18 protein-coding genes are annotated in these 23156 nt (G+C 62.5%); 14 read left to right on the plus strand and 4 right to left on the minus strand.

Annotation, left to right across the window (positions count from 1 at the left end):
- Positions 1 to 98 precede the first annotated feature (98 nt).
- From hisS to FKV68_RS04275, 6 genes are all read left to right on the plus strand, one after another.
- Entirely contained in the window at positions 99 to 1613 is a 1515-nt protein-coding gene (gene hisS / locus FKV68_RS04250; protein ID WP_180940287.1) for a histidine--tRNA ligase, read from the plus strand.
- Between the two features lie 5 nt (positions 1614 to 1618).
- Entirely contained in the window at positions 1619 to 2761 is a 1143-nt protein-coding gene (locus FKV68_RS04255) for an ATP phosphoribosyltransferase regulatory subunit (RefSeq protein ID WP_180940288.1), read from the plus strand.
- Positions 2758 to 3453, plus strand: a complete 696-nt coding sequence (gene hisG / locus FKV68_RS04260) for an ATP phosphoribosyltransferase (protein ID WP_180940289.1) — start codon at positions 2758 to 2760, stop codon at positions 3451 to 3453. The genes FKV68_RS04255 and hisG overlap by 4 nt, the downstream gene beginning before the upstream one ends.
- Positions 3454 to 3587: 134 nt before the next feature.
- On the plus strand, positions 3588 to 4295 hold the full coding sequence (locus tag FKV68_RS04265; protein ID WP_180940290.1) for a glutathione binding-like protein: 708 nt from the start codon (positions 3588 to 3590) through the stop codon (positions 4293 to 4295).
- A 200-nt stretch (positions 4296 to 4495) separates the two neighbouring features.
- On the plus strand, positions 4496 to 5713 hold the full coding sequence (locus FKV68_RS04270; RefSeq protein ID WP_180940291.1) for an NAD(P)/FAD-dependent oxidoreductase: 1218 nt from the start codon (positions 4496 to 4498) through the stop codon (positions 5711 to 5713).
- Positions 5714 to 5979: 266 nt separating this feature from the next.
- Positions 5980 to 8778, plus strand: a complete 2799-nt coding sequence (locus FKV68_RS04275) for a bifunctional diguanylate cyclase/phosphodiesterase (RefSeq protein WP_180940292.1) — start codon at positions 5980 to 5982, stop codon at positions 8776 to 8778.
- Between the two features lie 110 nt (positions 8779 to 8888).
- Here the strand turns inward: FKV68_RS04275 and FKV68_RS04280 are convergent, their stop codons facing one another.
- From FKV68_RS04280 to groES, 3 genes are all read right to left on the minus strand, one after another.
- Entirely contained in the window at positions 8889 to 9317 is a 429-nt protein-coding gene (locus FKV68_RS04280) for a hypothetical protein (protein ID WP_180940293.1), read from the minus strand.
- 616 nt (positions 9318 to 9933) lie between these two features.
- On the minus strand, positions 9934 to 11571 hold the full coding sequence (gene groL, locus FKV68_RS04285; RefSeq protein WP_180940294.1) for a chaperonin GroEL: 1638 nt from the start codon (positions 11569 to 11571) through the stop codon (positions 9934 to 9936).
- 75 nt (positions 11572 to 11646) lie between these two features.
- Positions 11647 to 11943: a co-chaperone GroES gene (gene groES / locus FKV68_RS04290; protein ID WP_012706990.1), complete on the minus strand. Its 297-nt coding sequence runs from the start codon at positions 11941 to 11943 to the stop codon at positions 11647 to 11649.
- Between the two features lie 268 nt (positions 11944 to 12211).
- Here groES and FKV68_RS04295 point away from each other — a divergent pair, with 268 nt between their 5' ends.
- From FKV68_RS04295 to FKV68_RS04325, 7 genes are all read left to right on the plus strand, one after another.
- A complete protein-coding gene (locus FKV68_RS04295) occupies positions 12212 to 13039 on the plus strand; it encodes a chromate resistance protein ChrB domain-containing protein (RefSeq protein ID WP_180940295.1) in 828 nt (275 codons plus the stop codon).
- Between the two features lie 8 nt (positions 13040 to 13047).
- A complete protein-coding gene (chrA, locus tag FKV68_RS04300) occupies positions 13048 to 14397 on the plus strand; it encodes a chromate efflux transporter (RefSeq protein WP_180941402.1) in 1350 nt (449 codons plus the stop codon).
- A 123-nt stretch (positions 14398 to 14520) separates the two neighbouring features.
- Positions 14521 to 15369, plus strand: a complete 849-nt coding sequence (locus FKV68_RS04305) for a TIGR01459 family HAD-type hydrolase (RefSeq protein ID WP_180940296.1) — start codon at positions 14521 to 14523, stop codon at positions 15367 to 15369.
- Between the two features lie 13 nt (positions 15370 to 15382).
- On the plus strand, positions 15383 to 16366 hold the full coding sequence (locus FKV68_RS04310) for a bifunctional riboflavin kinase/FAD synthetase (protein WP_180940297.1): 984 nt from the start codon (positions 15383 to 15385) through the stop codon (positions 16364 to 16366).
- A gap of 284 nt (positions 16367 to 16650) precedes the next feature.
- Positions 16651 to 19560 carry an isoleucine--tRNA ligase gene (gene ileS, locus FKV68_RS04315; protein WP_180940298.1) on the plus strand — a complete coding sequence of 970 codons (2910 nt, stop codon included), beginning with the start codon at positions 16651 to 16653 and terminating at the stop codon, positions 19558 to 19560.
- 134 nt (positions 19561 to 19694) lie between these two features.
- Positions 19695 to 20315 carry a hypothetical protein gene (locus tag FKV68_RS04320; RefSeq protein ID WP_180940299.1) on the plus strand — a complete coding sequence of 207 codons (621 nt, stop codon included), beginning with the start codon at positions 19695 to 19697 and terminating at the stop codon, positions 20313 to 20315.
- A gap of 3 nt (positions 20316 to 20318) precedes the next feature.
- Positions 20319 to 20798, plus strand: a complete 480-nt coding sequence (locus tag FKV68_RS04325) for a GNAT family N-acetyltransferase (protein WP_180940300.1) — start codon at positions 20319 to 20321, stop codon at positions 20796 to 20798.
- A 12-nt stretch (positions 20799 to 20810) separates the two neighbouring features.
- On the opposite strand, the gene FKV68_RS04330 is transcribed toward FKV68_RS04325, so the two are convergent.
- Entirely contained in the window at positions 20811 to 21260 is a 450-nt protein-coding gene (locus FKV68_RS04330; protein ID WP_180940301.1) for a nucleoside deaminase, read from the minus strand.
- Between the two features lie 73 nt (positions 21261 to 21333).
- Between FKV68_RS04330 and FKV68_RS04335 the strand changes: the two genes are divergently transcribed.
- Entirely contained in the window at positions 21334 to 23154 is a 1821-nt protein-coding gene (locus FKV68_RS04335; RefSeq protein WP_180940302.1) for a pseudouridine synthase, read from the plus strand.
- Positions 23155 to 23156 lie beyond the last annotated feature (2 nt).

Consider the following 23156-nt stretch of genomic DNA (forward strand, 5'->3'; position numbering starts at 1 on the left):
CCGCTATGCGCGCCCTTTATGGCCGCTGCCCTTGCCGCCCTTGACGTGATCCGGTAGGGAAATGCACCGACCGAATTTGACAGTCCGGAATACTTTCCATGAACGAAAAGCAGAAGAAACCGCAGAAGCTCAAGGCGCGCCTGCCGCGCGGCTTTGTCGATCGTTCGGCGGCCGATATCCGCGCCGTCGACGAGATGATCGCCAAGATCCAGGAGGTTTACGAGCGCTACGGTTTCGATCCGGTGGAAACGCCGTTGTTCGAATATACCGACGCGTTGGGAAAATTCCTTCCCGACAGCGATCGGCCGAACGAGGGCGTCTTCTCGCTGACGGATGACGACGACCAGTGGATGAGCCTGCGCTATGACCTGACCGCGCCGCTCGCGCGCCACGTGGCGGAGAATTTCAACGAGATCCAGCTCCCTTACCGGACCTATCGGGCCGGCTACGTCTTCCGCAACGAGAAGCCGGGCCCGGGCCGGTTCCGTCAGTTCATGCAGTTCGACGCCGACACGGTCGGTGCGGCGGGCGTCCAGGCCGATGCCGAGATGTGCATGATGATGGCCGACACCATGGAAGCGCTCGGCATCGCGCGCGGCGACTATGTGATCCGCGTCAACAACCGCAAGGTTCTCGACGGCGTGCTCGAGGCGATCGGCCTCGGTGGCGACGAGCACGCGAATGCTCGTCTGACGGTACTGCGTGCGATCGACAAGCTCGACAAGTTCGGTCCGGAAGGCGTGCGACTTTTGCTGGGCGAAGGTCGCAAGGATGAAAGCGGCGACTTCACCAAGGGCGCGGGCCTGAATGACGGACAGATCCGCAAGATCCTGTTTTTTGTCGGCATCACCGACTATGCCAAGAGCTCCGCGGAGCTCGCCGAACTCGTCGCCGGAACCACCAAGGGTGGGGAGGGCGTCGAGGAGCTCAATACGATCCGCAGCCTCGTGCTCAGCGCGGGCTATGAAGCGGATCGCATCAAGATCGACCCCTCGGTCGTGCGCGGCCTCGAATATTACACTGGTCCCGTCTTCGAGGCCGAATTGCAGTTTGCGGTGACGAACGAGAAGGGCGAGAAGGTCGTCTTCGGCTCTGTCGGCGGCGGCGGCCGTTATGATGGCCTTGTCTCGCGCTTCATGGGGCAGCCGGTGCCGGCAACCGGCTTCTCGATAGGTGTGTCGCGGCTGATGACGGCGCTGAAAAACCTTGGCAAACTCGGGGCCGAGGACGTGATCGCGCCGGTGGTCGTCTGCGTCATGGACCGTGATCTCGAAAGCATGGGCCGCTACCAGCGCTTCGTCCAGGAACTGCGCCATTCCGGAATCCGGGCCGAGATGTACCAGGGAAACAAGAAGAATTTCGGCGACCAGCTCAAATACGCCGACCGTCGCGGCTCCCCGCTGGCAATCATCCAGGGCGGTGACGAACGCGCTTCTGGCGTCGTGCAGATCAAGGACCTGATCGAGGGCAAGCGTCTCTCGGGAGAAATCCAGGACAATGTTACCTGGCGCGAGGCGCGCGTTGCCCAGATTTCGGTACCGGAAAGCGATCTGGTAGAGAAGGTGCGGGAGATGCTGGCGGCACAGGCTGAGGACCGAACGAAGGCGAACTGACGGCGATGCCTCTGATCAACCTGCCCGCCTTTTCTGGTGACCTGCTTGCCGACTTCGAGCGGATGGAGACCCTGCGTGTCGATACGCCGGTGATCCAGCCGGCCGAGCCCTTTCTCGATATGGCAGGCGAAGATCTGCGGCGCCGCATTTTTCTGACGCAGAGCGAGACGGGAGAGAGCCTTTGCCTTCGTCCTGAATTCACGATTCCGGTTTGCCTTCGTCATATCGAAACGGCGACCGGCACACCGCAACGCTATGCCTACCTCGGCGAAGTGTTCCGCCAGCGGCGCGAGGGGGCGAGCGAGTTCTATCAGGCCGGCATCGAGGATCTTGGCGAGCGAGACACAGCGCGGGCGGACGCGAGAGCCGTCGGCGACGCGATGCAGGTTCTTGCCAACAGATTGCCGGGGCGGCGGCTGAAGGTGACGCTGGGCGACCAATCGGTGTTCGAAGCGGTGATCGCCGCCTGCGGGCTGCCTACCGGCTGGCAGAAGCGGCTGATTCATGCTTTCGGCGACCCTAAGCAGCTCCAGAAACTTCTGGCGGAACTTGCTGATCCGGCATCCGAAGGCGTCTTCGGCCATGAAGTCGAGCGGCTTGCTATCATGGGCATGCTGGAGGACGAGGACCGGCTCGTTGCCCATATCGGCCAGACCATGGAGGCAACCGGCTATTCCACCAATGCCAGCCGGTCGCCGCGCGACATCGCTCGCCGTCTCAAGGAAAAAATGGAACTGGCGAACACGCGGCTGGACAAGGCCACGCTCGCCGTCATGCGCGAATTCCTGACGCTGGACCTGCCGCTTGCCGATGCGCCCGCTGCGCTCTTCAGCTTCGCCGCGAAGTCCGGGTTGAAGATCGAAGTAGCATTGTCGCTGTTCGACGCGCGCGTTGCCGCGCTTTCCCGGGCGGGAGCCGACATCGGTCTCATCCGCTATCGCGCCGCCTTCGGTCGTCCGCTCGACTATTATACCGGGCTCGTCTTCGAGATAGAGGCCGAAGAGGAGGCGGCTGTTCTTGCCGGTGGCGGGCGCTTCGACCGGCTGTTGACGCTTCTCGGCGCGCGCGAACATATTCCGGCCGTCGGCTTCTCCCTCTGGCTTGACCGGATCGAGCACGCGGTTGCCGCCGCAGGGGGCGCGAAATGACGATCACGATTGCACTGCCTTCGAAGGGACGGATGAAGGACGATGCTTCGGCGATCTTCGAGCGAGCCGGAATGAAGATCGTCGCCGTCGGCAACGACCGCTCCTACCGCGGCCGCGTCGAAGGCTGGGACGACGTCGAGATCGCCTTTCTTTCGGCCTCGGAAATCTCACGCGAGATCGGCAGCGGCGCTGTCGACTTCGGCGTCACTGGCGAAGACCTCGTTCGCGAGGGCCTTGCCGATGCCGATGCGCGCGTGGAATTCTGCGCCCGGCTTGGCTTCGGCCATGCCGATGTCGTCGTGGCCGTGCCGGAGGTCTGGTATGACGTCGATACCATGGCGGACCTCGGCGATGTCGCTGCCGATTTCCGTGCCCGTCATGGCCGCAGGCTGGCGATCGCCACCAAATACTGGCGCTTGACCCAGCAGTTTTTCTCCGGAAGCCATGGCATCCAGCTCTATCGCATCGTCGAAAGCCTGGGTGCGACCGAAGGCGCGCCGGCTTCCGGTTCTGCCGACATCATCGTCGACATCACCTCGACCGGCTCGACGCTGAAGGCGAACCACCTGAAGATCCTTTCGGACGGAGTGATCCTGCGGTCGGAAGCCTGTCTCGTCAGGGCGCGGAAGGCTGCCCATCAGGACAATCCTGTCGTCGACCGGATCATGGCAGCCGTCCGCGCGGCGCTCTGATATGTTGCCGAAGGGCGGGACGGAGAAATACGCTCCGGCGTAAATTTTGCCTCGGGTGCTGACAAATGGAACTGTGACGACCTATGTAGGGGCGGCACAACCCACCTTCGCCCTTCCCACCTCGAGGCATCCTTATGGCTGATCTTTCCTCTTTCCCGATCACGACCCGCTGGCCGGCAACCAACCCGGATATCATCCAGCTCTATTCGCTGCCGACCCCGAACGGCGTGAAGATTTCCATTGCCCTGGAAGAACTGGGCATGCCCTACGAGCCGCATCGCATTGCGTTCGATGCCAACGAACAGAAGTCGCCCGAATTCCTGTCGCTCAACCCGAACGGCCGCATCCCGGCGATCATCGACCCGAATGGCCCCGGCGGAAAGCCGATCGGTCTCTTCGAATCCGGCGCGATCCTGGTTTATCTGGCAGAGAAGACGGGAAAGCTTATCCCGGCGGATGCCGCCGGCCGCTACGAGACACTTTGCTGGGTGATGTTCCAGATGGGCGGCGTCGGGCCGATGCTCGGCCAGTTCGGGCATTTCTTCAAGTTCGCGGCCGAGAAGGTTGCCAACAACTCCTATCCGGTGGAGCGCTACCGCGATGAATCGAAGCGCCTCCTCGGCGTTCTCGAGACACGGCTGAAAGGCCGGCAATGGCTGATGGGTGACGAATACACGATCGCCGATATTGCCACTTACCCGTGGGTCGAGGGTGCGCGCAGGTTCTATGGCGGCGCGGAAGTACTCGAATACGAGAGCTTTCCGAATGTCATGGCCTGGGTCGATCGCGGTCTTGCGCGGCCTGCCGCACAGAAGGGGATGGAAATCCCGCGCAAGCCCTGATCCATGCGGGCGCGCCGTTCCGCCCGAGTTGACGAAGCTCGGGCGGAGAGGGTACGGCTTGCTGAAACAGTGCCTGCAGCAACGCGCGTCTTTTGAGACGCGCAAAGGTCGCTGTCGCTGTAGCACTTTGAATCGCTGCATGATTTTATCCCCAAATCGATTCCGACTTGAGGGATCATGCAGTAGAGACGGGGAAGCAGGTGTCGGGAAGACTTGTTGTTGTCGGCGGCGGTCAGGCCGCGTTCGCCTTGGTTGCCAAACTTCGCGCTTTGAAGGATGAGCGGCCGGTGACGATCGTTGCTTCGGAGGCAAGCCTTCCCTACCAGCGGCCGCCCCTTTCCAAAAAATATCTGCTCCGAGAAATGAGCCTGGATCGGCTGCTCTATCGGCCGCAGGCCTGGTATTCGGAGCACGACGTTGACATTCGCCTTGAGACGACCGTCACACGCATCGACCGCGGGCAAAAACAGGTCGTTTTAAGCGACGGATCGGTGCTCGGCTATGAGACGCTTGCCTTCGCGACCGGGGCGACGCCGCGTCGGCTGCCGCCCTCGGTCGGCGGTGATCTGGCCGGCGTCTACGTTGTGCGGGATTTCAAGGACGCCGACCTGCTGGCAGAGGAGATGCGGCCCGGGGGCCGCGCGCTGGTGGTGGGCGGGGGCTATATCGGTCTTGAGGCCGCCGCGGTCGCCCGCACCTGCGGCATGGAAGTGACCGTCATCGAAATGGCGGACCGCATCCTGCAGCGCGTAGCCTCGGCGGCGACCTCCGAGATCGTTCGAGAGATCCACCGCTCCCGTGGCGTCGATATTCGCGAGCGCACGGGCCTCCATCGCCTGATCGGCGAGAATGGGCGTGTCACGGGGGCCGAACTCGGCGACGGCTCAGTCGTCCCGGTCGACATTGTGATCGTCGGCATCGGGGTGGCGGCGAACGATGCGCTCGCGCACGATGCCGGGCTCGAAACGGCTAATGGCATCATCGTCGACAGCCACGGCCGAACCTCCGATCCCGCGATCTTTGCCATGGGCGACTGTGCGGTCCTGCCGTGGCAAGGCATGCGGATCCGCCTGGAATCGGTTCAGAACGCCGTTGACCAAGCGGAGGCGATTGCTGCCATCCTCGCCGGCAGCTCCGAGCCCTACGATCCGAAGCCCTGGTTCTGGTCGGACCAGTACGACGTGAAGCTCCAGATCGCCGGCTTCGGCCTCGGCCATGACGAAACACTTGTCCGTCCGGGCCAGCGTGAAGGCAGCGTATCGGTCTGGTATTTCCGCCAGGGCAAGTTCATCGCCGTCGATGCCATCAACGACGCCAAGGCCTATGTGACGGGAAAGAAGCTGCTCGAAACGGGGACAACGCCGGATAAGGCGAAACTCGCCGATCCTGACACTGACCTCAAGTCGCTGCTCGCCTAATGCATGCCTCCAAAAAGTGCAGCGGTTACGACATGCATGATGCAATAACCTACAGCGCGTCGCATCAGTCCGATTGAACGACGTGCTTTAGCCGGGGACTCGCTCGGAATTCGGAAACCGTTAACGACGAAAGCACTGTTCCGTTTCGGAATGGCGCTCTTCGGCGGATTTTTCACGCTTCCTTAAACGGGAAAACGTCAACAGATGGCGACCGAGCTGGCGCAACTGACGCTGCGCCCGCGCACTGTTTATTTGGGCGATCTGTAATGTTCAAGATCCTGACATGCCTCGCGGTTGAACACGATCCGCGACTGGTCGTGCTGGCCGCGTTGATTTGCTTCCTGTCAAGTTTCGGCGCTGTCACTTTGCTTCAGCGCGCGCGCGCCGCGGTCGGCGCCCCACGGGCGATCTGGATCGCCACCGCAGGCATTGCCAGTGGCTTCGGGATCTGGGCAACCCACTTCATCGCCATGCTTGCCTATGATGCGGGCGTTGTGGTCGGCTATCAGACGAACCTCATGACTCTGTCGCTGGCGGCGGCAATTGTCCTGACGATATCGGCCCTTGCGATCGCGACCTATCTGACGGGACGCGCTGGTTGGCTGTTCGGCGGCCTGATGCTTGGTGCCGGCGTTGCCTCGATGCATTTTCTCGGAATGGCGGCGCTTGACGTCTCCGGCTCCATCCGCTGGGACGCGACGCTTGTCGTCGGTTCGATTCTTGCCGGATCGCTGTTCGATGTGGCAGCGCTTTTTGCGGTCGCCCGCGGCGACCAGCCGCTCAGGGCCAAGTTGCTTGCGACATCTGCGATGACGCTTGGCATCGTGGTGTTGCATTTTACCGCGATGGCCGCGGTGACGATCGAAGCAGGCCCGGTGGCCGAGACGGGCGTAGGCATGATGCAGCCGCATCTCTTGGCCTTCGTCGTTGCGGGAACAGCATTCTTCCTGCTGTCGATCGTTCTGATTGCCGCCGGGTTCGCCCGTCAGGCGGAAATTCTGGCGACCGCCTCGGAGAGGGAGTTTTCCCGCTTCGTCCGAAGCGTCAAGGACTACGCGATCTGCATGCTCGACATTGATGGCCATGTGACCAGCTGGAATGCCGGCGCCGAGGCGAACAAGGGGTACACGGCTGAGGAGATCATCGGCAAGAATTTTGCCTGCTTCTACGCACCGGATGAAAGGCAGGCCAACGTGCCGCAACAGGCGCTGCACCTCGCCCTCCTCGACAGGAAATACGAAGCGGAAGGCTGGCGCTACCGCAAGGATGGCACGCGCTTCTGGGCGCATGTGGTGATCGAACCGATCATTGATGAAGCCGGACGCCATGCCGGCTTCATCAAGATCGCCAAGGACATCACCAAGGAAAAGGCAAATGCCGACCGCATCGCTGAGGTCAGCAAGAATCTCGACATTGCGCTGGAGAATATGACGCAGGGCATATGCCTGTTCGACAGGGCAGACCGCCTGCTGATTTCGAACAGGCGTTGCCTCGAGATCTTCAATCTGTCCGCATCGATGGCCGGCGAGGGACTGACATTCCGGGAAATTCTCGATCGGGCGTTTGCTCGTGCCTATCCCGACCCGGCGGTCGCCAAGGCCAAGGCTGATGCGGCCTATCAGAAACACCGCATCGACATTGTCGGCATGGGCGGAGCCGATCTTGTCGAGAAGCTGCCGAATGGGCGTTCGATCCTGACGAAACACCGCATGCTGCCGGACGGCGGCTGGGTTTCCACCTATGAGGACATTACCGAGCGACTGGACTCGGAAGAGCAGATTTCGTTCCTCGCCCGACACGACAGCCTGACGGGGCTACCCAATCGGTTGCAGTTCAACAGCTACCTGGAGGAGGAGCTCGATGCCGCTGCCTGGTTCTCGCGCAAGGTGGCCGTCATCGGCCTAGACCTGAACAAGTTCAAGGAAGTCAACGATTTGCACGGACACGCTGCGGGCGACTTCGTGCTGGTTACGATCGCGCAGCGGATGAAAGCGCTTCTTCAGGAGGGTGAGTTCGTTGCCCGTTTCGGCGGCGATGAATTTGCGGCGGTGAAGCGCTTCGAGGAACTTGCTGAACTCCATGACTTCCTGCGGCGCATTGAAAATTGCCTGCATGAGGAAATGCGCTTCGGCGATTTCGAGCTGAAATCCGGCGGCAGCATGGGCGTCGCGATCTATCCGCAGGACGCCGAAACCGCCGACACGCTGATCAACAATGCCGATCTAGCCATGTATCGCGCCAAGGCGGCATTGAACCAGGCGGTCTGCTTCTACGAGGTCTCGATGGACGAGGCGGCGCGCAAGCGCCGGGCCCTCGCCAACGATCTCTGGGATGCCGTCGAGAAGAGGCAGCTGGCGCTTCACTATCAGGTGCAGAAATCGGTGATGACCGGCGATGTCACCGGCTATGAAGTGCTGCTGCGCTGGCACCACCCCGAACGCGGCATGGTCCCGCCGAACGAATTCATTCCGCTGGCCGAAGAGTGCGGGGCGATCCTGCCGATCGGTGAATGGGTCCTGCGCGAGGCCTGCCGCGAGGCGGCCGGATGGGACAGCCAACATAAGATTGCCGTCAATATCTCGCCGGTGCAGTTGGCCAATGGCGACATCGTCAGCCTCGTCCAACAGGTGCTCGCGGAAACCGGGCTCAGCCCGAGGCGACTCGAACTGGAAATCACCGAGTCCACCATCATCGATGACAAGGAGCGCGCGCTGCTGACGCTCCGCCAGATCAAGGAACTCGGTGTCACCATCGCCATCGATGATTTCGGCACCGGTTACTCGTCGCTCGAGACATTGCGGTCGTTCCCCTTCGACAAGATCAAGCTCGACAAGAGCTTCATGTGGGAGGTCGAAGGCAGCCCCCAGGCCAAGGCGATTGTCCGGGCCATCCTCGCCCTCGGACAAAGCCTTTCCGTTCCAGTCCTCGCGGAAGGCGTCGAAACGCAAACCCAGCTCGACATCCTTCAAGCAGAGGGGTGTGACGAGGCGCAGGGCTACCTGCTCGGGCGACCAGCACCGATCGCTGCAGTCGCGGGCACGCGGGTACAAGCCGCCGTCGCTTGACGCGAGGGCGTCGGCCGGCCATAGGCAGCAGGGGAAGCGTGCAACGTCAAGCCTGCAATGGTGTCGAAGAGTCAGGTCATTTCGCTGTTTCAACGAGACAGTGAAATGACCTACTGCCTCAACGCCGCCTGTGCACCCTCGATCAGAAAGCGCGGGAAGAAGAAGACCCCCAGCATCGAGCCCGAGTAGCGCTCTTCGAGGCCAGAGGATTCGCCGATGCAGAAGAGCGGCTGCCTCTGCCCCGTTTCGAGGATGATCGTGGTGGAAAAGCAGAAGGTCGAGGAGGTGGTTGCCGCCTGCTCGAAAAGCTCGAGCACGTGATTGCGATCGGCCGAATCGTAACAGCGGACGAAATTGAGCAAACCGCATTCGCTGTCACGCAGACCGTGAATCGCTGCGGCCTTGTCGCCGAGGACGAAGAGGCCTGTGGTGAGGTCGCCGGACCAGCCCTCGGAAACGCAGAATTGCGCAGGTATGTCCTGATGCGGCAACCGGTGCACGCCGGAGGAGAGCGAATTTGTTCTTGCGATCTTAAACACGGACTGCTCCAGAATATGCTCTACAGCACCGTGCGTCTTATCCGACGCGCAAAGGACGCTGTAGCCCTTTGAATTGCTGCATGTTTCCTCAAATCGACTACGATTTAGGAAACATGCTGTAGCGAACCGTCCGTACCTGAATCCGGACAGACGCATTCCAACAAAGACCGCTCGCTGCTGCTTATCCCGAGGGCCAGGCCACTCGTGGGCATGCTCATCTTTTGTCGACAAGTCCGACGTGGAAAATGACAGCCCGCCAAGCGAAGTCATTTCGCAAGTAGGTCGGCTATATTGCGATCAAATATCTATAAGCTTTGGTGATGATGTTCTCTGCGAGAGCCGGGTACACAAGCCAGCATCGAAATTCAGCAAAATGCTCGTCCAGTTTGTGTCTGCTTCCGGTCTCTCGTGAATCTGGCGTTCACTTGGGGCGTTGTTATAGTTCGTTTTTTTGCAACTTCAACGGTTTTTTGCACCGTTTTGGGCTGCCGCGTCTTTTTCGCACGCGCCTTGTTCGAGATGTACCGTTAGTTTGACAAAAGCAAAAAGGGCGGCTTTCAAGCCGCCCTTTCCGTTCCTGAATCGAAAACATCGATGTGCTAAGGCTTGCGCCTTATCACATCATGTCCATTCCACCCATGCCGCCCATGCCGCCCGGCATTGCCGGAGCGTCCTTCTTCGGCAGCTCGGCGATCATGGCTTCGGTGGTGATCAGCAGCGAAGCAACCGAAGCTGCGTCCTGCAGGGCGGTGCGAACGACCTTGACCGGGTCGATGATGCCCATGGCGATCATGTCGCCATATTCGCCGGTCTGTGCGTTGTAGCCGAAGTCGTCGGTGTTCTTTTCGAGGATCTTGCCGACAACGATCGAGGCTTCATCACCAGCGTTCTCTGCGATCTGGCGGGCCGGAGCCTGCAGAGCGCGGCGAACGATGTTGACGCCGGCGTCCTGGTCGTCGTTTTCACCCTTGGCGGTGATCTTGACGGAGGAGCGCAGCAGGGCAACGCCGCCGCCCGGTACGATGCCTTCCTGAACGGCAGCGCGCGTCGCGTTGAGGGCGTCGTCGATGCGGTCCTTCTTTTCCTTCACTTCGACTTCCGTCGCACCGCCGACGCGGATGACGGCAACGCCGCCAGCGAGCTTAGCCAGGCGTTCCTGCAGCTTCTCGCGGTCGTAGTCGGAGGTGGTTTCTTCGATCTGGGCCTTGATCTGGGCGACGCGGCCTTCGATGTCGGCCTTCTGGCCGGCGCCGTCGACGATCGTCGTGTTTTCCTTGGAGATCGAAACCTTCTTCGCGCGGCCGAGCATGTCGAGCGTGACGCTTTCGAGCTTGATGCCGAGGTCTTCGGAGATCACGGTGCCGCCCGTCAGGATGGCGATGTCTTCGAGCATGGCCTTGCGGCGGTCGCCGAAGCCCGGAGCCTTGACGGCGGCAATCTTCAGGCCGCCACGCAGCTTGTTGACGACGAGCGTTGCGAGCGCTTCGCCTTCGACGTCTTCAGCGATGATGAGGAGCGGCTTGCCGGTCTGGACGACGGCTTCGAGAACCGGGAGCATGGCCTGGAGGTTCGAGAGCTTCTTCTCGTGCAGGAGAACGAAAGCGTCTTCGAGGTCGGCGACCATCTTTTCCGGGTTGGTGACGAAGTAGGGCGACAGGTAGCCGCGGTCGAACTGCATGCCTTCGACGACTTCGAGTTCGGTTTCGGCGGTCTTGGCTTCTTCAACCGTGATGACGCCTTCGTTGCCGACCTTCTGCATCGCTTCAGCAATGTCGAGGCCGATCTGCTTTTCACCGTTTGCGGAGATCGTGCCGACCTGGGCAACTTCGTCCGAGGTGTTGATCTTCTTCGCCTTGGCGAGGAGGTCCTTGACGACTTCGGCGACGGCGAGGTCGATGCCGCGCTTCAGGTCCATCGGGTTCATGCCGGCAGCAACTGCCTTGGCGCCTTCGCGAACGATCGCCTGGGCGAGAACGGTCGCAGTGGTCGTGCCGTCGCCGGCAATGTCGTTGGTCTTCGAAGCGACTTCGCGGACCATCTGGGCGCCCATGTTCTCGAACTTGTCTTCGAGTTCGATTTCCTTGGCGACCGAAACGCCGTCCTTGGTGATGCGCGGAGCGCCGAAGGACTTGTCGATAACGACGTTACGACCCTTCGGGCCGAGCGTTACCTTGACTGCATCGGCGAGGATGTCGACGCCGCGCAGCATTTTTTCGCGCGCGGTACGGCCGAACTTGACTTCTTTAGCTGCCATTTTTGAAAGCTCCTGGTTTCGAAATTCCGGGACGGGCCCGGTTTCAAATTACGGAAGTTGGAGGGTGCCGGCCGATCAGCCGATGATGCCCATGATGTCGGCTTCCTTCATGATCAGAAGGTCTTCGCCGTTGATCTTGACTTCGGTGCCGGACCACTTGCCGAACAGGACGCGGTCGCCAGCCTTGACATCGAGCGGAACAACCTTGCCGCTTTCGTCACGGGCGCCCGAACCGACCGCCACGATTTCGCCTTCTTGCGGCTTTTCCTTTGCGGTGTCCGGAATGATGATGCCGCCCTTGGTCTTTTCCTCAGACTCGACGCGGCGGACGACAACGCGGTCGTGCAGCGGACGGAAGTTGGTGCTTGCCATTGTCTAATCCCTCGATCAAATGACATTGCGGATCGTTCATCGACCCGGTGGATGGTGTTAGCACTCATGTCTCACGAGTGCCAGCGTCGCCGAAATAGGACCGTGCGCTGAACGAGTCAAGGATCGGCCGAGAGATTTTTTGCTACTTCGCGATCGTTGACAGGCGGCGGGCTTTTTTGTTTAACAATCACATGGGGTGAGCGAATGCCCCACGAGGCGCCATGCCGGAATTTCGCGTCCAATAGCAACCATCTAAAGGACGTAAACAATGGCCTCGTTCAATTCCATTTCCTCAGAAAAATTGGTCAGACTCCTCGGAACCGCGAAGGCCCCGGTAATCATCGATGTGCGTGACGACGACGACTTCGCCGCCGATCCCCATCTCGTGCCCGGCTCCTTCCACCGCGCCCATGCCGGGGTTCAGCAATGGGCGGAGCACTATCGCGGACACAACGTCGTCGCGCTCTGTCGGCACGGCGGTAAACTCAGCGAGGGTGTCGCGGCCTGGTTGAGGCATGCAGGCGCCATGGCCGAGACACTGGAAGGCGGCATCGATGCATGGCGCGAGGCGGAGTTGCCGCTCGTTCCGGTCGCAAGCCTGCCGAACGCCGATCCGTCGGGCGGCTCTTTATGGGTCACCCGGTCCCGGCCGAAGATCGATCGCATCGCCTGCCCATGGCTGATCCGCCGTTTCGTCGACCCGCGTGCCACTTTTCTCTACGTCACTGCGGCCGAAGTCGAGGCGGTCGGCGAGCGTTTCGGCGCGACGCCCTTCGATATCGAAGGGGTGTTCTGGAGCCATCGCGGCGAGGACTGCACCTTCGATACGATGGTAAAGGAGTTCCGCCTTTCCTTCCCAGCCCTTGAACATGTCGCGCGGATCGTGCGGGGAGCCGATACCGACAGACACGATCTCGAACCGGAAGCGGCAGGCCTTCTGGCTGTCTCGCTGGGGCTTTCCCGGATGTATTCCGACGACCTCGAGCAGCTTGAAGCGGGCATGACGCTTTACGATGCGCTTTACCGCTGGGCGCGCGACGCCACCCAGGAGAAGCATGATTGGGTCTCGCACGGCGGCAAGGGGAAGCGGACGTGAACGAAAAAATGGCGGCGGGCCGCGTGCCCGCCCACCCTTCCTTTGCCGAGGCGGTGAAGGTCTGGGCCAAGATCGGACTGTTGAGCTTCGGCGGGCCGGCAGGACAGATCGCCCTCATGCATCGCGAACTGGTGGAAGAGCGCCGCTGGATATCGGAAAGCCGTTTCCTGCACGCCCTGAACTACTGCATGCTGCTGCCGGGTCCCGAGGCGCAGCAGCTTGCGACCTATGTCGGCTGGCTGCTGCATGGCACACGCGGTGGCGTGGTCGCAGGCACCCTTTTCGTGATCCCGGGCTTTTTCGTTATTCTTGCGCTCTCTTCTGCCTACGCACTATTCCAGCAAACGGATTGGCTGGTCAGCCTCTTTTATGGCCTGAAGGCGGCCGTGCTTGCGATCGTGGTCGAAGCCCTGGTTCGGCTCGGCCGGAGGGCACTCAAAACCGGTTTTGACCGGTTCCTCGCAGTGCTGGCCTTTCTCGCCCTTTTTGCCTTTGCCCTGCCGTTTCCTTTGGTGGTCATCGCCGCCGGACTGATTGGCGTTCTCGTCACCCGCCACGCTCCGTCCTTGCGCGCCGGTCGCGCGAAGGGTGAAAGAACGCCCGATCTGCCGTCCGTCATCGGCGCGGACTTTGCCGAGGCCCAACCCTCCTGGCGCAGGGCGGCGACGGTCATTGTCCTCTGGGGCAGCCTCTGGGTCGCGCCGTTCGTCGTAATCTCGGTTTTGTTGGATGGGGCGAATGTTTATACCGACATCGGCTTGTTCTTCTCGCAGATGGCGGTCGTCACCTTCGGCGGCGCCTATGCCGTCTTGTCCTACGTCGCGCAACAGGCGGTCGAGACCTATCATTGGCTGAAGCCGGGTGAGATGCTTGATGGACTGGCGCTCGCCGAGACGACGCCAGGCCCTCTCGTGCTGGTACTGAGCTTCGTCGGCTTCATGGGCGCCTATCGGACACCGATCGGCGTGGATGCGCTAACTTCCGGCCTGTTCGGTGCGGCGCTCGCGACCTGGGTGACGTTCGTTCCCTGCTTCCTCTGGATCTTCCTCGGCGCGCCCTATATCGAGCGACTGCGCGCCAATGCAGCGCTCTCCGGTGCCTTGTCGGCGATTTCCGCGGCGGTTGCCGGCGTCATCCTGAACCTCGCCGTCTGGTTCGGCCTTCACGTTCTCTTTGATGAAGTCTGGCGGCTCGACCGTGGGCCTCTCTCGATCCCGTATCCGAACTGGCCGACCCTTGATGCTTTCGCGCTCGGTCTGACGATCGCCGCTGCCGCCTTGCTGTTGTGGTGGAAGCGCGGCATTTTCCAGACCTTGGCCATCTGCGCCGCTGCCGGCTGGCTCCTCAGGTCTTTCTAACTTCGGCGGCCATATTGTGCGGCCGAATTCTTGGGAAGCGCCGCGTTTTTCTGAACGCGAGACTTGTATTCTTTGCCCTTCCTTGCGATGTGAGCCGAGAAGCCGAGTTTGCGGGAAGCCGATATGGCCGTAAGGATCAACAGTTTTCGGGAAATCACCAGCCGCTACGACGTGGTGCTCTGCGATGTCTGGGGCGTTCTCCACAATGGCGTCCAGGCTTTCGCTTCGGCTTGCGAGGCGCTGGCAGAGGCGCGGGCAAAGGGCCTGACTGTCGTCCTCATCACCAATTCGCCGCGGCCGCATCCCGGCGTCAAGGTGCAGATCCGCGGCCTCGGCGTTGCGGACGAAGCCTACGACCGCATCGTAACATCGGGCGACGTCACGCGGGCGTTGATCTCGGCAGCCGCGAAACGCATCTTCTTCATCGGAGCCGAGCGCGACCTGCCTCTGCTCGAAGGTCTCGGCACCGAGATCGTTGCGGCGGAGGATGCCGAGACGATCGTCTGCGCCGGCTTCTATGACGATGAAACCGAAACGCCCGAACATTACCGTGCGACATTGACGGGGCTCGCCAAGCGAAAGACCCCGTTCATCTGCGCCAATCCCGACCTCGTCGTGGAGCGCGGGCATCGCCTGATCCCCTGTGCCGGTGCCATCGCCAAGCTCTATGAGGAGCTGGGCGGCGAGGCCCGCATTGCCGGCAAGCCCTATATCGCGATCTACCGCGCCGCCTTGGCTGAAGCAAAGGCCGCGCGCGGTGCATTCGACCTGTCTCGCGTCATCGCGATCGGCGACGGCATGCCGACCGATGTCAAGGGCGCGCAGGACGCGGGCTTCGATTTGCTTTATATCAGCGCAGGAATTCATGCGCAGGAATACATGCATGAAAGCCGCACCGACGAGGCGAAACTTGCTGCCTTCCTGAAAAGGGAAGGGGCCGCGCCGAAGTGGTGGATGCCGCGGCTTGGCTGACGGGAAGACGGACATGACGGTTTTTCATCGCAACGAAACCCGTGATCCGCTTCCGGAGCGCCTGCACGGCGGCGTCATCGCGATCGGCAATTTCGATGGCGTTCACCGCGGTCATCAGTCGGTGTTGAACAGGGCGCTGGAGGAAGCCGCCACACGCGGGGTTCCGGCGCTCGTCCTGACTTTCGAGCCGCATCCCCGCACCGTCTTCAGGCCGGACACCCCGGTCTTCCGCCTGACACCAGCGCCGCTCAAGGCCCGCATCCTCGAAGGTATGGGCTTTGGCGCCGTCATCGAATATCCCTTCGACCGGACCTTCTCCCAGCTCTCGGCCTCCGATTTCATCCACCGCATCCTGCGCGAATGGCTGCACGCGTCCCATGTGGTCACCGGCTTCGACTTCCATTTCGGCAAGGGGCGCGAAGGTGGCCCGGCATTCCTGATGGCGGCCGGCGAGCGGGAAGGTTTTGGCGTCACGCTCGTCGATGCCTTCCGCGATGAAAACGCCTCGGTGATATCGTCGAGCTTCATCCGTTCCTTGCTCGCCGAAGGGGACGTCGCGCACGCGGCGGGGCTCCTCGGTTATCGTTACACCGTCGAGGCGGAAGTGATCGGCGGCAAGAAGCTCGGGCGCGCGCTCGGCTTTCCAACGGCCAATATGAGGTTGCCGCCGGAAGCAGAGCTCAGGAACGGTATCTACGCCGTGCGGTTCCGTCGTGCGGACGGCTCTCTCTACGACGGCGTCGCAAGCTTCGGCCGCCGCCCGACTGTCGACAGCGATGGCGAAACGCTGCTCGAGACCTTCGTCTTCGACTACTCCGGTGATCTTTACGGCGAAGTCTGCAGCGTTTCCTTCTTCGGTTACCTCCGCGACGAGCTCAAGTTCGATGGATTGGAGCCGCTGATGGCGCAGATCAAGCGCGACGAGGAAGAGGCGCGCCTGCTTCTTTCCGGCGTCCAGCCCTTGAGCGAGATCGACCGAAGACTCAATTTCGCCTGAGCGCTGCTGGAGGACGCTTGTCCATTCCTCAGCCAAAGAATTCGGCCGTGCGGCGTTGGCGGACCTTTTCAAAAGGCTGAAAACGCCTTAAAGAACCGGCCACCATGACCCGGCACCGTCGATTGATCATCGATCAGCGAATTATTGGCCCGGCCCTCCGCGCGCGCTAGACCGCCGGCGGGTCCGGGATTTCGGCGTTTTCCACGCCCCCCAAGTCATCTTCGAGATACCGAACCCTTCCGCATGCGCGAATGATCCGCGCGGAAAAGACGAACGCAAAGACCATGACAGAGACCGCTGAAAAGATCGACTATTCTTCCACCCTCTATCTGCCGCAGACGGAGTTTCCGATGCGCGCCGGTCTGCCGCAGAAGGAACCGGAGACGGTTGCCCGCTGGCAGAAGATGGGCCTTTACAAGAAGCTCCGCGCTTCCGCCGCCGGCCGCGAGAAGTTCGTGCTGCATGACGGCCCGCCCTACGCCAACGGCAACATCCATATCGGCCATGCGCTCAACAAGATCCTCAAGGACGTGATCAACCGCTCGTTCCAGATGCGCGGCTTCGATGCCAACTACGTCCCCGGCTGGGACTGCCACGGCCTGCCGATCGAATGGAAGATCGAGGAAAAATACCGGGAGAAGGGCAAGAACAAGGACGAGGTTCCGGTCAACGAGTTCCGCAAGGAATGCCGTGACTTCGCCAGCGGCTGGATCGAGGTGCAGTCGGAGGAGTTCAAGCGTCTCGGTATCGAGGGCGACTTCGAAAATCCCTACACGACGATGAACTTCCACGCGGAAGCCCGCATCGCCGGCGAACTGATGAAGATCGCCAAGGCGGGCCAGCTCTATCGTGGTTCGAAGCCGGTCATGTGGTCGGTCGTCGAGCGCACGGCGCTCGCCGAGGCCGAGGTCGAGTATGCCGATGTCGAAAGCGACATGATCTGGGTAAAGTTCCCGATCACCGAGGGTCCGGATGCGCTGGCGGGCGCGTTCGTCGTGATCTGGACCACGACGCCCTGGACCATCCCCGGCAACCGCGCGATCGCCTATTCGTCTCGTTATGCCTATGGCCTCTATGAGGTCGCGACAGCCGAAAACGACTACGGCCCGCAGCCGGGCGAGAAGTTGATCTTCGCCAAGCGCCTGGCCGAGGAGTCGGCCGCCAAGGCGAAGGTGACGTTCAACTTCGTCCGCGACGTCGAAGCAGACGAGCTCGGGGCGATCACCTGCGCCCATCCGCTCCACGGCCTCGGTGGCGGCTATGCCTTCCACGTGCCGCTGCTCGACGGCGATCACGTGACGGACGATGCCGGCACCGGCTTCGTTCACACCGCGCCCGGCCACGGCCGCGAAGACTTTGACGCCTGGATGGACAGCGCCCGGGCACTCGAAGCGCGCGGCATCTCCTCTGCGATCCCGTTTACCGTCGACGATGCCGGCTATTTCACCGCCGATGCGCCCGGCTTCGGCCCGGATGCGGAAGGCGGCGCCGGTCGCGTCATCGACGACAAGGGCAAGAAGGGCGATGCCAATGATCGCGTGATCAAGGCGTTGATTGCCCGCCATACACTCTTTGCCCGTGGCCGCCTGAAGCACTCCTATCCGCACTCCTGGCGGTCGAAGAAGCCGGTCATCTTCCGCAACACGCCGCAGTGGTTCGTCTACATGGACAAGGACTTCGGCGACGGCACGACGTTGCGCTCGCGTGCCTTGAAGGCGATCGACGGCACCCGCTTCGTGCCCGGTGCCGGCCAGAACCGCCTGCGTGCGATGATCGAGCAACGGCCGGACTGGGTGCTTTCGCGCCAGCGCGCCTGGGGCGTGCCGATCGCGATCTTCGCCGACGACCAGGGCGAAATCCTCATCGACGATGCCGTCAACGCCCGCATCCTCGAAGCCTTCGAAAAGGAGGGTGCCGACGCCTGGTTCGCCGAAGGCGCCAAGGAGCGGTTCCTCGGCAACGATCATGACCATGCCAAGTGGCATCAGGTCATGGACATCCTCGACGTCTGGTTCGACTCCGGTTCGACCCACACCTTCACGCTGGAGGATCGTCCCGACCTGAAATGGCCGGCAGACGTCTATCTCGAGGGCTCCGACCAGCACCGCGGCTGGTTCCACTCGTCGCTGCTCGAAAGCTGCGCGACGCGCGGCCGCGCGCCCTACAACGCCGTCGTCACCCATGGCTTCACCATGGATGAGAAGGGCGAGAAGATGTCGAAGTCGAAGGGCAACACCGTCACCCCGCAGGAGGTGATGAAGGATGCCGGCGCCGACATCTTGCGCCTCTGGGTGATGACCACGGACTATTGGGAGGATCAGCGTCTCGGCAAGACCATCATCCAGACCAACATCGACGCCTACCGCAAGCTCAGGAATACTGTCCGCTGGATGCTTGGCACGCTCGCCCACGACAAGGGCGAGGTGATCGCGCTTTCCGACATGCCGGAACTCGAGCAGCTGATGCTGCACCGCCTGGCCGAACTGGATCGGCTGGTGCGCGAGGGCTACGACGCCTTCGACTTCAAGCGGATCGCCCGCGCGCTTATCGATTTCTCGAATGTCGAACTGTCGGCCTTCTACTTCGATGTCCGCAAGGATGCGCTCTACTGCGACGCACCGTCCTCGATCCGCCGCCGCGCCGCGCTGCAAGTCATCCGCACGCTGTTCGATTGCCTGGTGACCTGGCTCGCTCCGATGCTGCCCTTCACCGCCGAGGAAGCCTGGCTCTCCCGCAACCCGGAAGCCGTGTCGGTGCATCTGGAGCAGTTTGCGACCGTGCCGGCGGAGTGGCGCAACGATGCGCTTGCCGAGAAGTGGCGCAAGATCCGCGAAGTCCGCAAGGTCGTGACCGGTGCGCTCGAAATCGAGCGCAAGGATAAGCGCATCGGCTCGTCGCTGGAAGCGGCGCCTGTCGTCCATGTCGCGGATGCGGACTTGCGCCAGGCGCTCGAAGGCCAGGACTTTGCCGAGATCTGCATCACGTCGGCGATCGAGGTCGTCGGCTCTGAAGGGTCGGCCGATGCCTTCGCGTTGCCGGACGTCGCCAAGGTCAGTGTCGTTCCGAGGCTTGCCGAGGGCCAGAAATGCGCCCGCTCCTGGCGAATCACCACGGATGTCGGGTCGGATCCGCTTTATCCGGACGTTTCCGCCCGCGACGCGGCCGCCCTGAGGGAGCTTGGATTCAAGCCTTGACGCATCGTTTTGCCGGGTGAATTGCGCTTGTCGCGTTCATCCGGTACAACCTGCCCGAAATTTGGCGGATTTTTCGGCCAAGGGGGCGCTGAGTGGCCGCGGCATGTGGGGTGCGGCTGGCTGGAAGGAAATTCATGGAAATGACGCGAGAGTTGCGAGTTGTCGCCAGCATTGCCGCTATCGTGGCGGGCGGCTTGGTGCTTTCGGGCTGCATCGGCGGTCCAACCTACGGTACGGACAAGTCGGCAGGCGAACAACTGCTTGACGATCTCGGCAGTGCCGTGAGCCTGGCCCCGCCGAAGCGCGATCCGGTGAAATATCAGCCCCGGCCGGCACTGGTGCTGCCGCCGCAGGGGCAGCAGACGGCCTTGATCGAGCCTCAGCAGTCACTGGCGAACCGCGAGACCAACCCGCAGTGGGTCGAGTCGCCGGAGGAGGTCCGTGAGCGCCTGCGTGACGAGGCGGACGCCAACAAGAACGATCCCAACTATGTCTCGCCGCTGGCGAAGGCGAGCGCCAATGGTCGCCGTCTCTCGGCCAAGGAGCAGCAGGAGGCCTATCGGGAGGCCCGCAGGATCGAGCAGGGCGCATATTCCGACAAGCGTCGTTTCTTGAGCGATCCGCCGATCGAATATCGCCGCCTTCCGGAGGGCGCCGAAACCGATCTTGGCGAGCCGGAAAAGGTGAAGGAGCGTCGCCGCAAGAAGGACGCGCAGGTCGCAAACAGCGGCACCAAGTGGTGGTGGCCGTTCTAAGCCATGACGACCAGCATTCGCAACGCCGTGCCCGAAGATGCAGAGACGATTCTGCGCTTCATCACCGAGCTCGCGATCTACGAAAAGGCGGGGCATGAGGTCGAGGCGACCGTCGAGCGCTTGCAAGCCTCGCTCTTCGGTCCCGATGCCATCACTCATGCGGTTATCTGCGAGGTCGACGGCGTCCCTGCCGGCTTCGCCATCTGGTTCTACAGTTTTTCCACCTGGCAAGCGCTGAAGGGGCTTTATCTCGAAGACCTCTATGTCACGCCTGAATACCGCGGTTCGGGCGCCGGCAAACTGCTTCTGAAACATCTCGCGCGCATTGCGATTGCGGAAGGATGCGGCCGTTTCGAATGGAGCGTTCTCGATTGGAACGAGCCGGCCATTCGTGTTTACGAGGCAGTCGGCGCGGAGCCCATGTCGGAATGGAAGCGCTACCGGCTTGCGGGCGCCGCGCTGAAGGCACTTGCCAACGACTGACCGGTGCGCCGGTCAGCGTTTGCCGGCAAAGAAATCGCGAAGGATATCGGCGGCTTCCTGTTCGGCAAGGCCGGAATAGACATCCGGGACATGATGGCACGTCGGCGACGCGTAGAACCGGACGCCGTTATCCACCGCGCCACCCTTCGGATCTTCCGCGCCATAATAGAGGCGGCGTATTCGGGCGAAGGAGATCGCCGCCGCGCACATGGTGCAGGGCTCCAGCGTGACGTAGAGGTCAGCACCCGTCAGTCGTTCGCCGCCGACGCTGGCGGCAGCCTGACGGATTGCCTGGATCTCGGCATGGGCCGTGACGTCGTTCAGTTCGCGCGTGCGGTTACCGGCGGCGGCGACGATCTTGCCGTCGAGCACGACGACGGCGCCGATCGGCACTTCGCCGCGTGCTGCCGCTTGCCGGGCCTCTTCGAGGGCCGCATCCATGAAGCGTGTCGTATCCGTCATCGCTCGATCAATAATTTCTCTTAACCCACGGCGCTTGACCTGATAGGACAGCCGCAAAAGGCAGGCAACACAAATGACATCCAAAGACAAGTCCACGCGGCCCGGCGGCAAGACCAACGGCCGGGAAAAGAAACCTCGTTCCGGTGACAAGAAGGCGGGCGCCGCCCCGTCCGCCAAGGCCCGGCCGCCTGCGGCCGCGCCCGGTGCCGATGAGCCGCAGCGCATCTCGAAGATCCTCTCGCGAGCCGGCGTCGCCTCCCGCCGCGACGTCGAGCGGATGATCATGGAAGGGCGCGTAAAGCTCAACGGCGTCGTGCTAGATACGCCTGTGGTCAACGCAACGCTTGCCGACAGCATCGAGGTCGACGGTCATCCGATCCGCGGTATCGAGCGCACGCGTCTCTGGCTTTATCACAAACCCGCCGGGCTGGTGACGACCAACGCCGATCCGGAAGGCCGGCCGACGGTTTTCGAGAACCTGCCGGAAGGGCTGCCGCGCGTGCTTTCGATCGGCCGGCTCGACATCAACACCGAGGGCCTGCTGCTCTTGACCAATGATGGCGGCCTTGCTCGCGTGCTCGAACTGCCGTCCACCGGCTGGCTGCGTCGATATCGCGTGCGTGCGCATGGCGAGATCGATCAGGAAGCGCTCGATCGGCTGAAGGACGGCATCGCCGTCGATGGGGTGCTCTACGGGGCCATCGAGGCGACGCTCGATCGGGTTCAGGGATCGAACGCCTGGATCACCATGGGCCTGCGCGAAGGCAAGAACCGCGAGATCAAGAACGTGCTCGGCGCGCTTGGTCTCGATGTCAATCGACTGATCCGCATTTCCTACGGCCCCTTCCAACTCGGCGACCTGCCGGAAGGTCATGTTCAGGAAATTCGTGGGCGCACACTCAGGGACCAACTCGGCCCGCGCCTGATCGAGGACGCGAAGGCGAATTTCGACGCGCCTCTCTACAACGACCAGCCGGCGGCCGAGAGGGACCATCACGACGAGGTTGCGGAGGATGCCGGCAAGCCGGAGCGCCTCGGGCGGCGAGAAAATCCTGAGGACAAGCGCGAGCGCGCGCTTGCGCGCCTCGACACGCGCCGCGACGAAGGCCGCTCCCGCGATCGCGGCGAGCGTCCCGCCGCCAGGCCTGCCGACCGCCCCGCCCGGGTTCCGGCGAAGCGCAGCCGCACCGCCAATGTCTGGATGGCGCCGGGTGCACGCCCGATAGCCGAAAAGAAGCCGAAGTCGGCGGATGAGCCATCGGCGACGCCCGTCCGACGCGAGCGTCCGGAAGGTGCACCGAAGACAAAACGCTATGGCCGCACCAAGGACGGCTTGGCGACGAAGACATCGGGAAAATTCGATCCCGACCGCAAAGGCGCTGCAGCCAAGGGCGCTGGGCGCCCCGAGCGCGCTCCGCGGCCGTCCGTCAGGCGCGGGGATGAAGATGGAGACTGGATCAGCGCCAGCGAACCGGTGCGTCGCAAGGACGACACGCGCGAGGGTGGCTTCGACCGGCGTCGGCCTTTTGACCCAGCAGAGCGGAAATCGCGTGATCACGGCGATCGGCCGCCGCGGCGCGAAAGCAGTGAACGCACGCGTGCTGAGCGCCCGGCACGCGCCGGCGGCGAAAATCGTGCATTCTCCGGAAAACCGCGGACAAGCCGCAGCGAAGGCGATCGGCCTCAAGGTCGCGAGGGCGGCAACCGCCCGTCCGGCGACCGGCCTCGCGGAAAGCCCGCCGGCAAGCCCAGTGTAGGGAAATCGCCCGGCCAGCGCTCCGGCGGCCCCCGTGGCGGCAAGCCGGGCGGTGGCAAGCCAGGCGGTGGTAAGCCAGGCGGTGGTAAGCCAGGCGGCCGCCCCGGCGGCGGCAAGCCGCGGGGCAAGGGGAAGTAATC

It is taken from the genome of Sinorhizobium mexicanum, assembly GCF_013488225.1.
Lineage (GTDB): Bacteria > Pseudomonadota > Alphaproteobacteria > Rhizobiales > Rhizobiaceae > Sinorhizobium > Sinorhizobium mexicanum.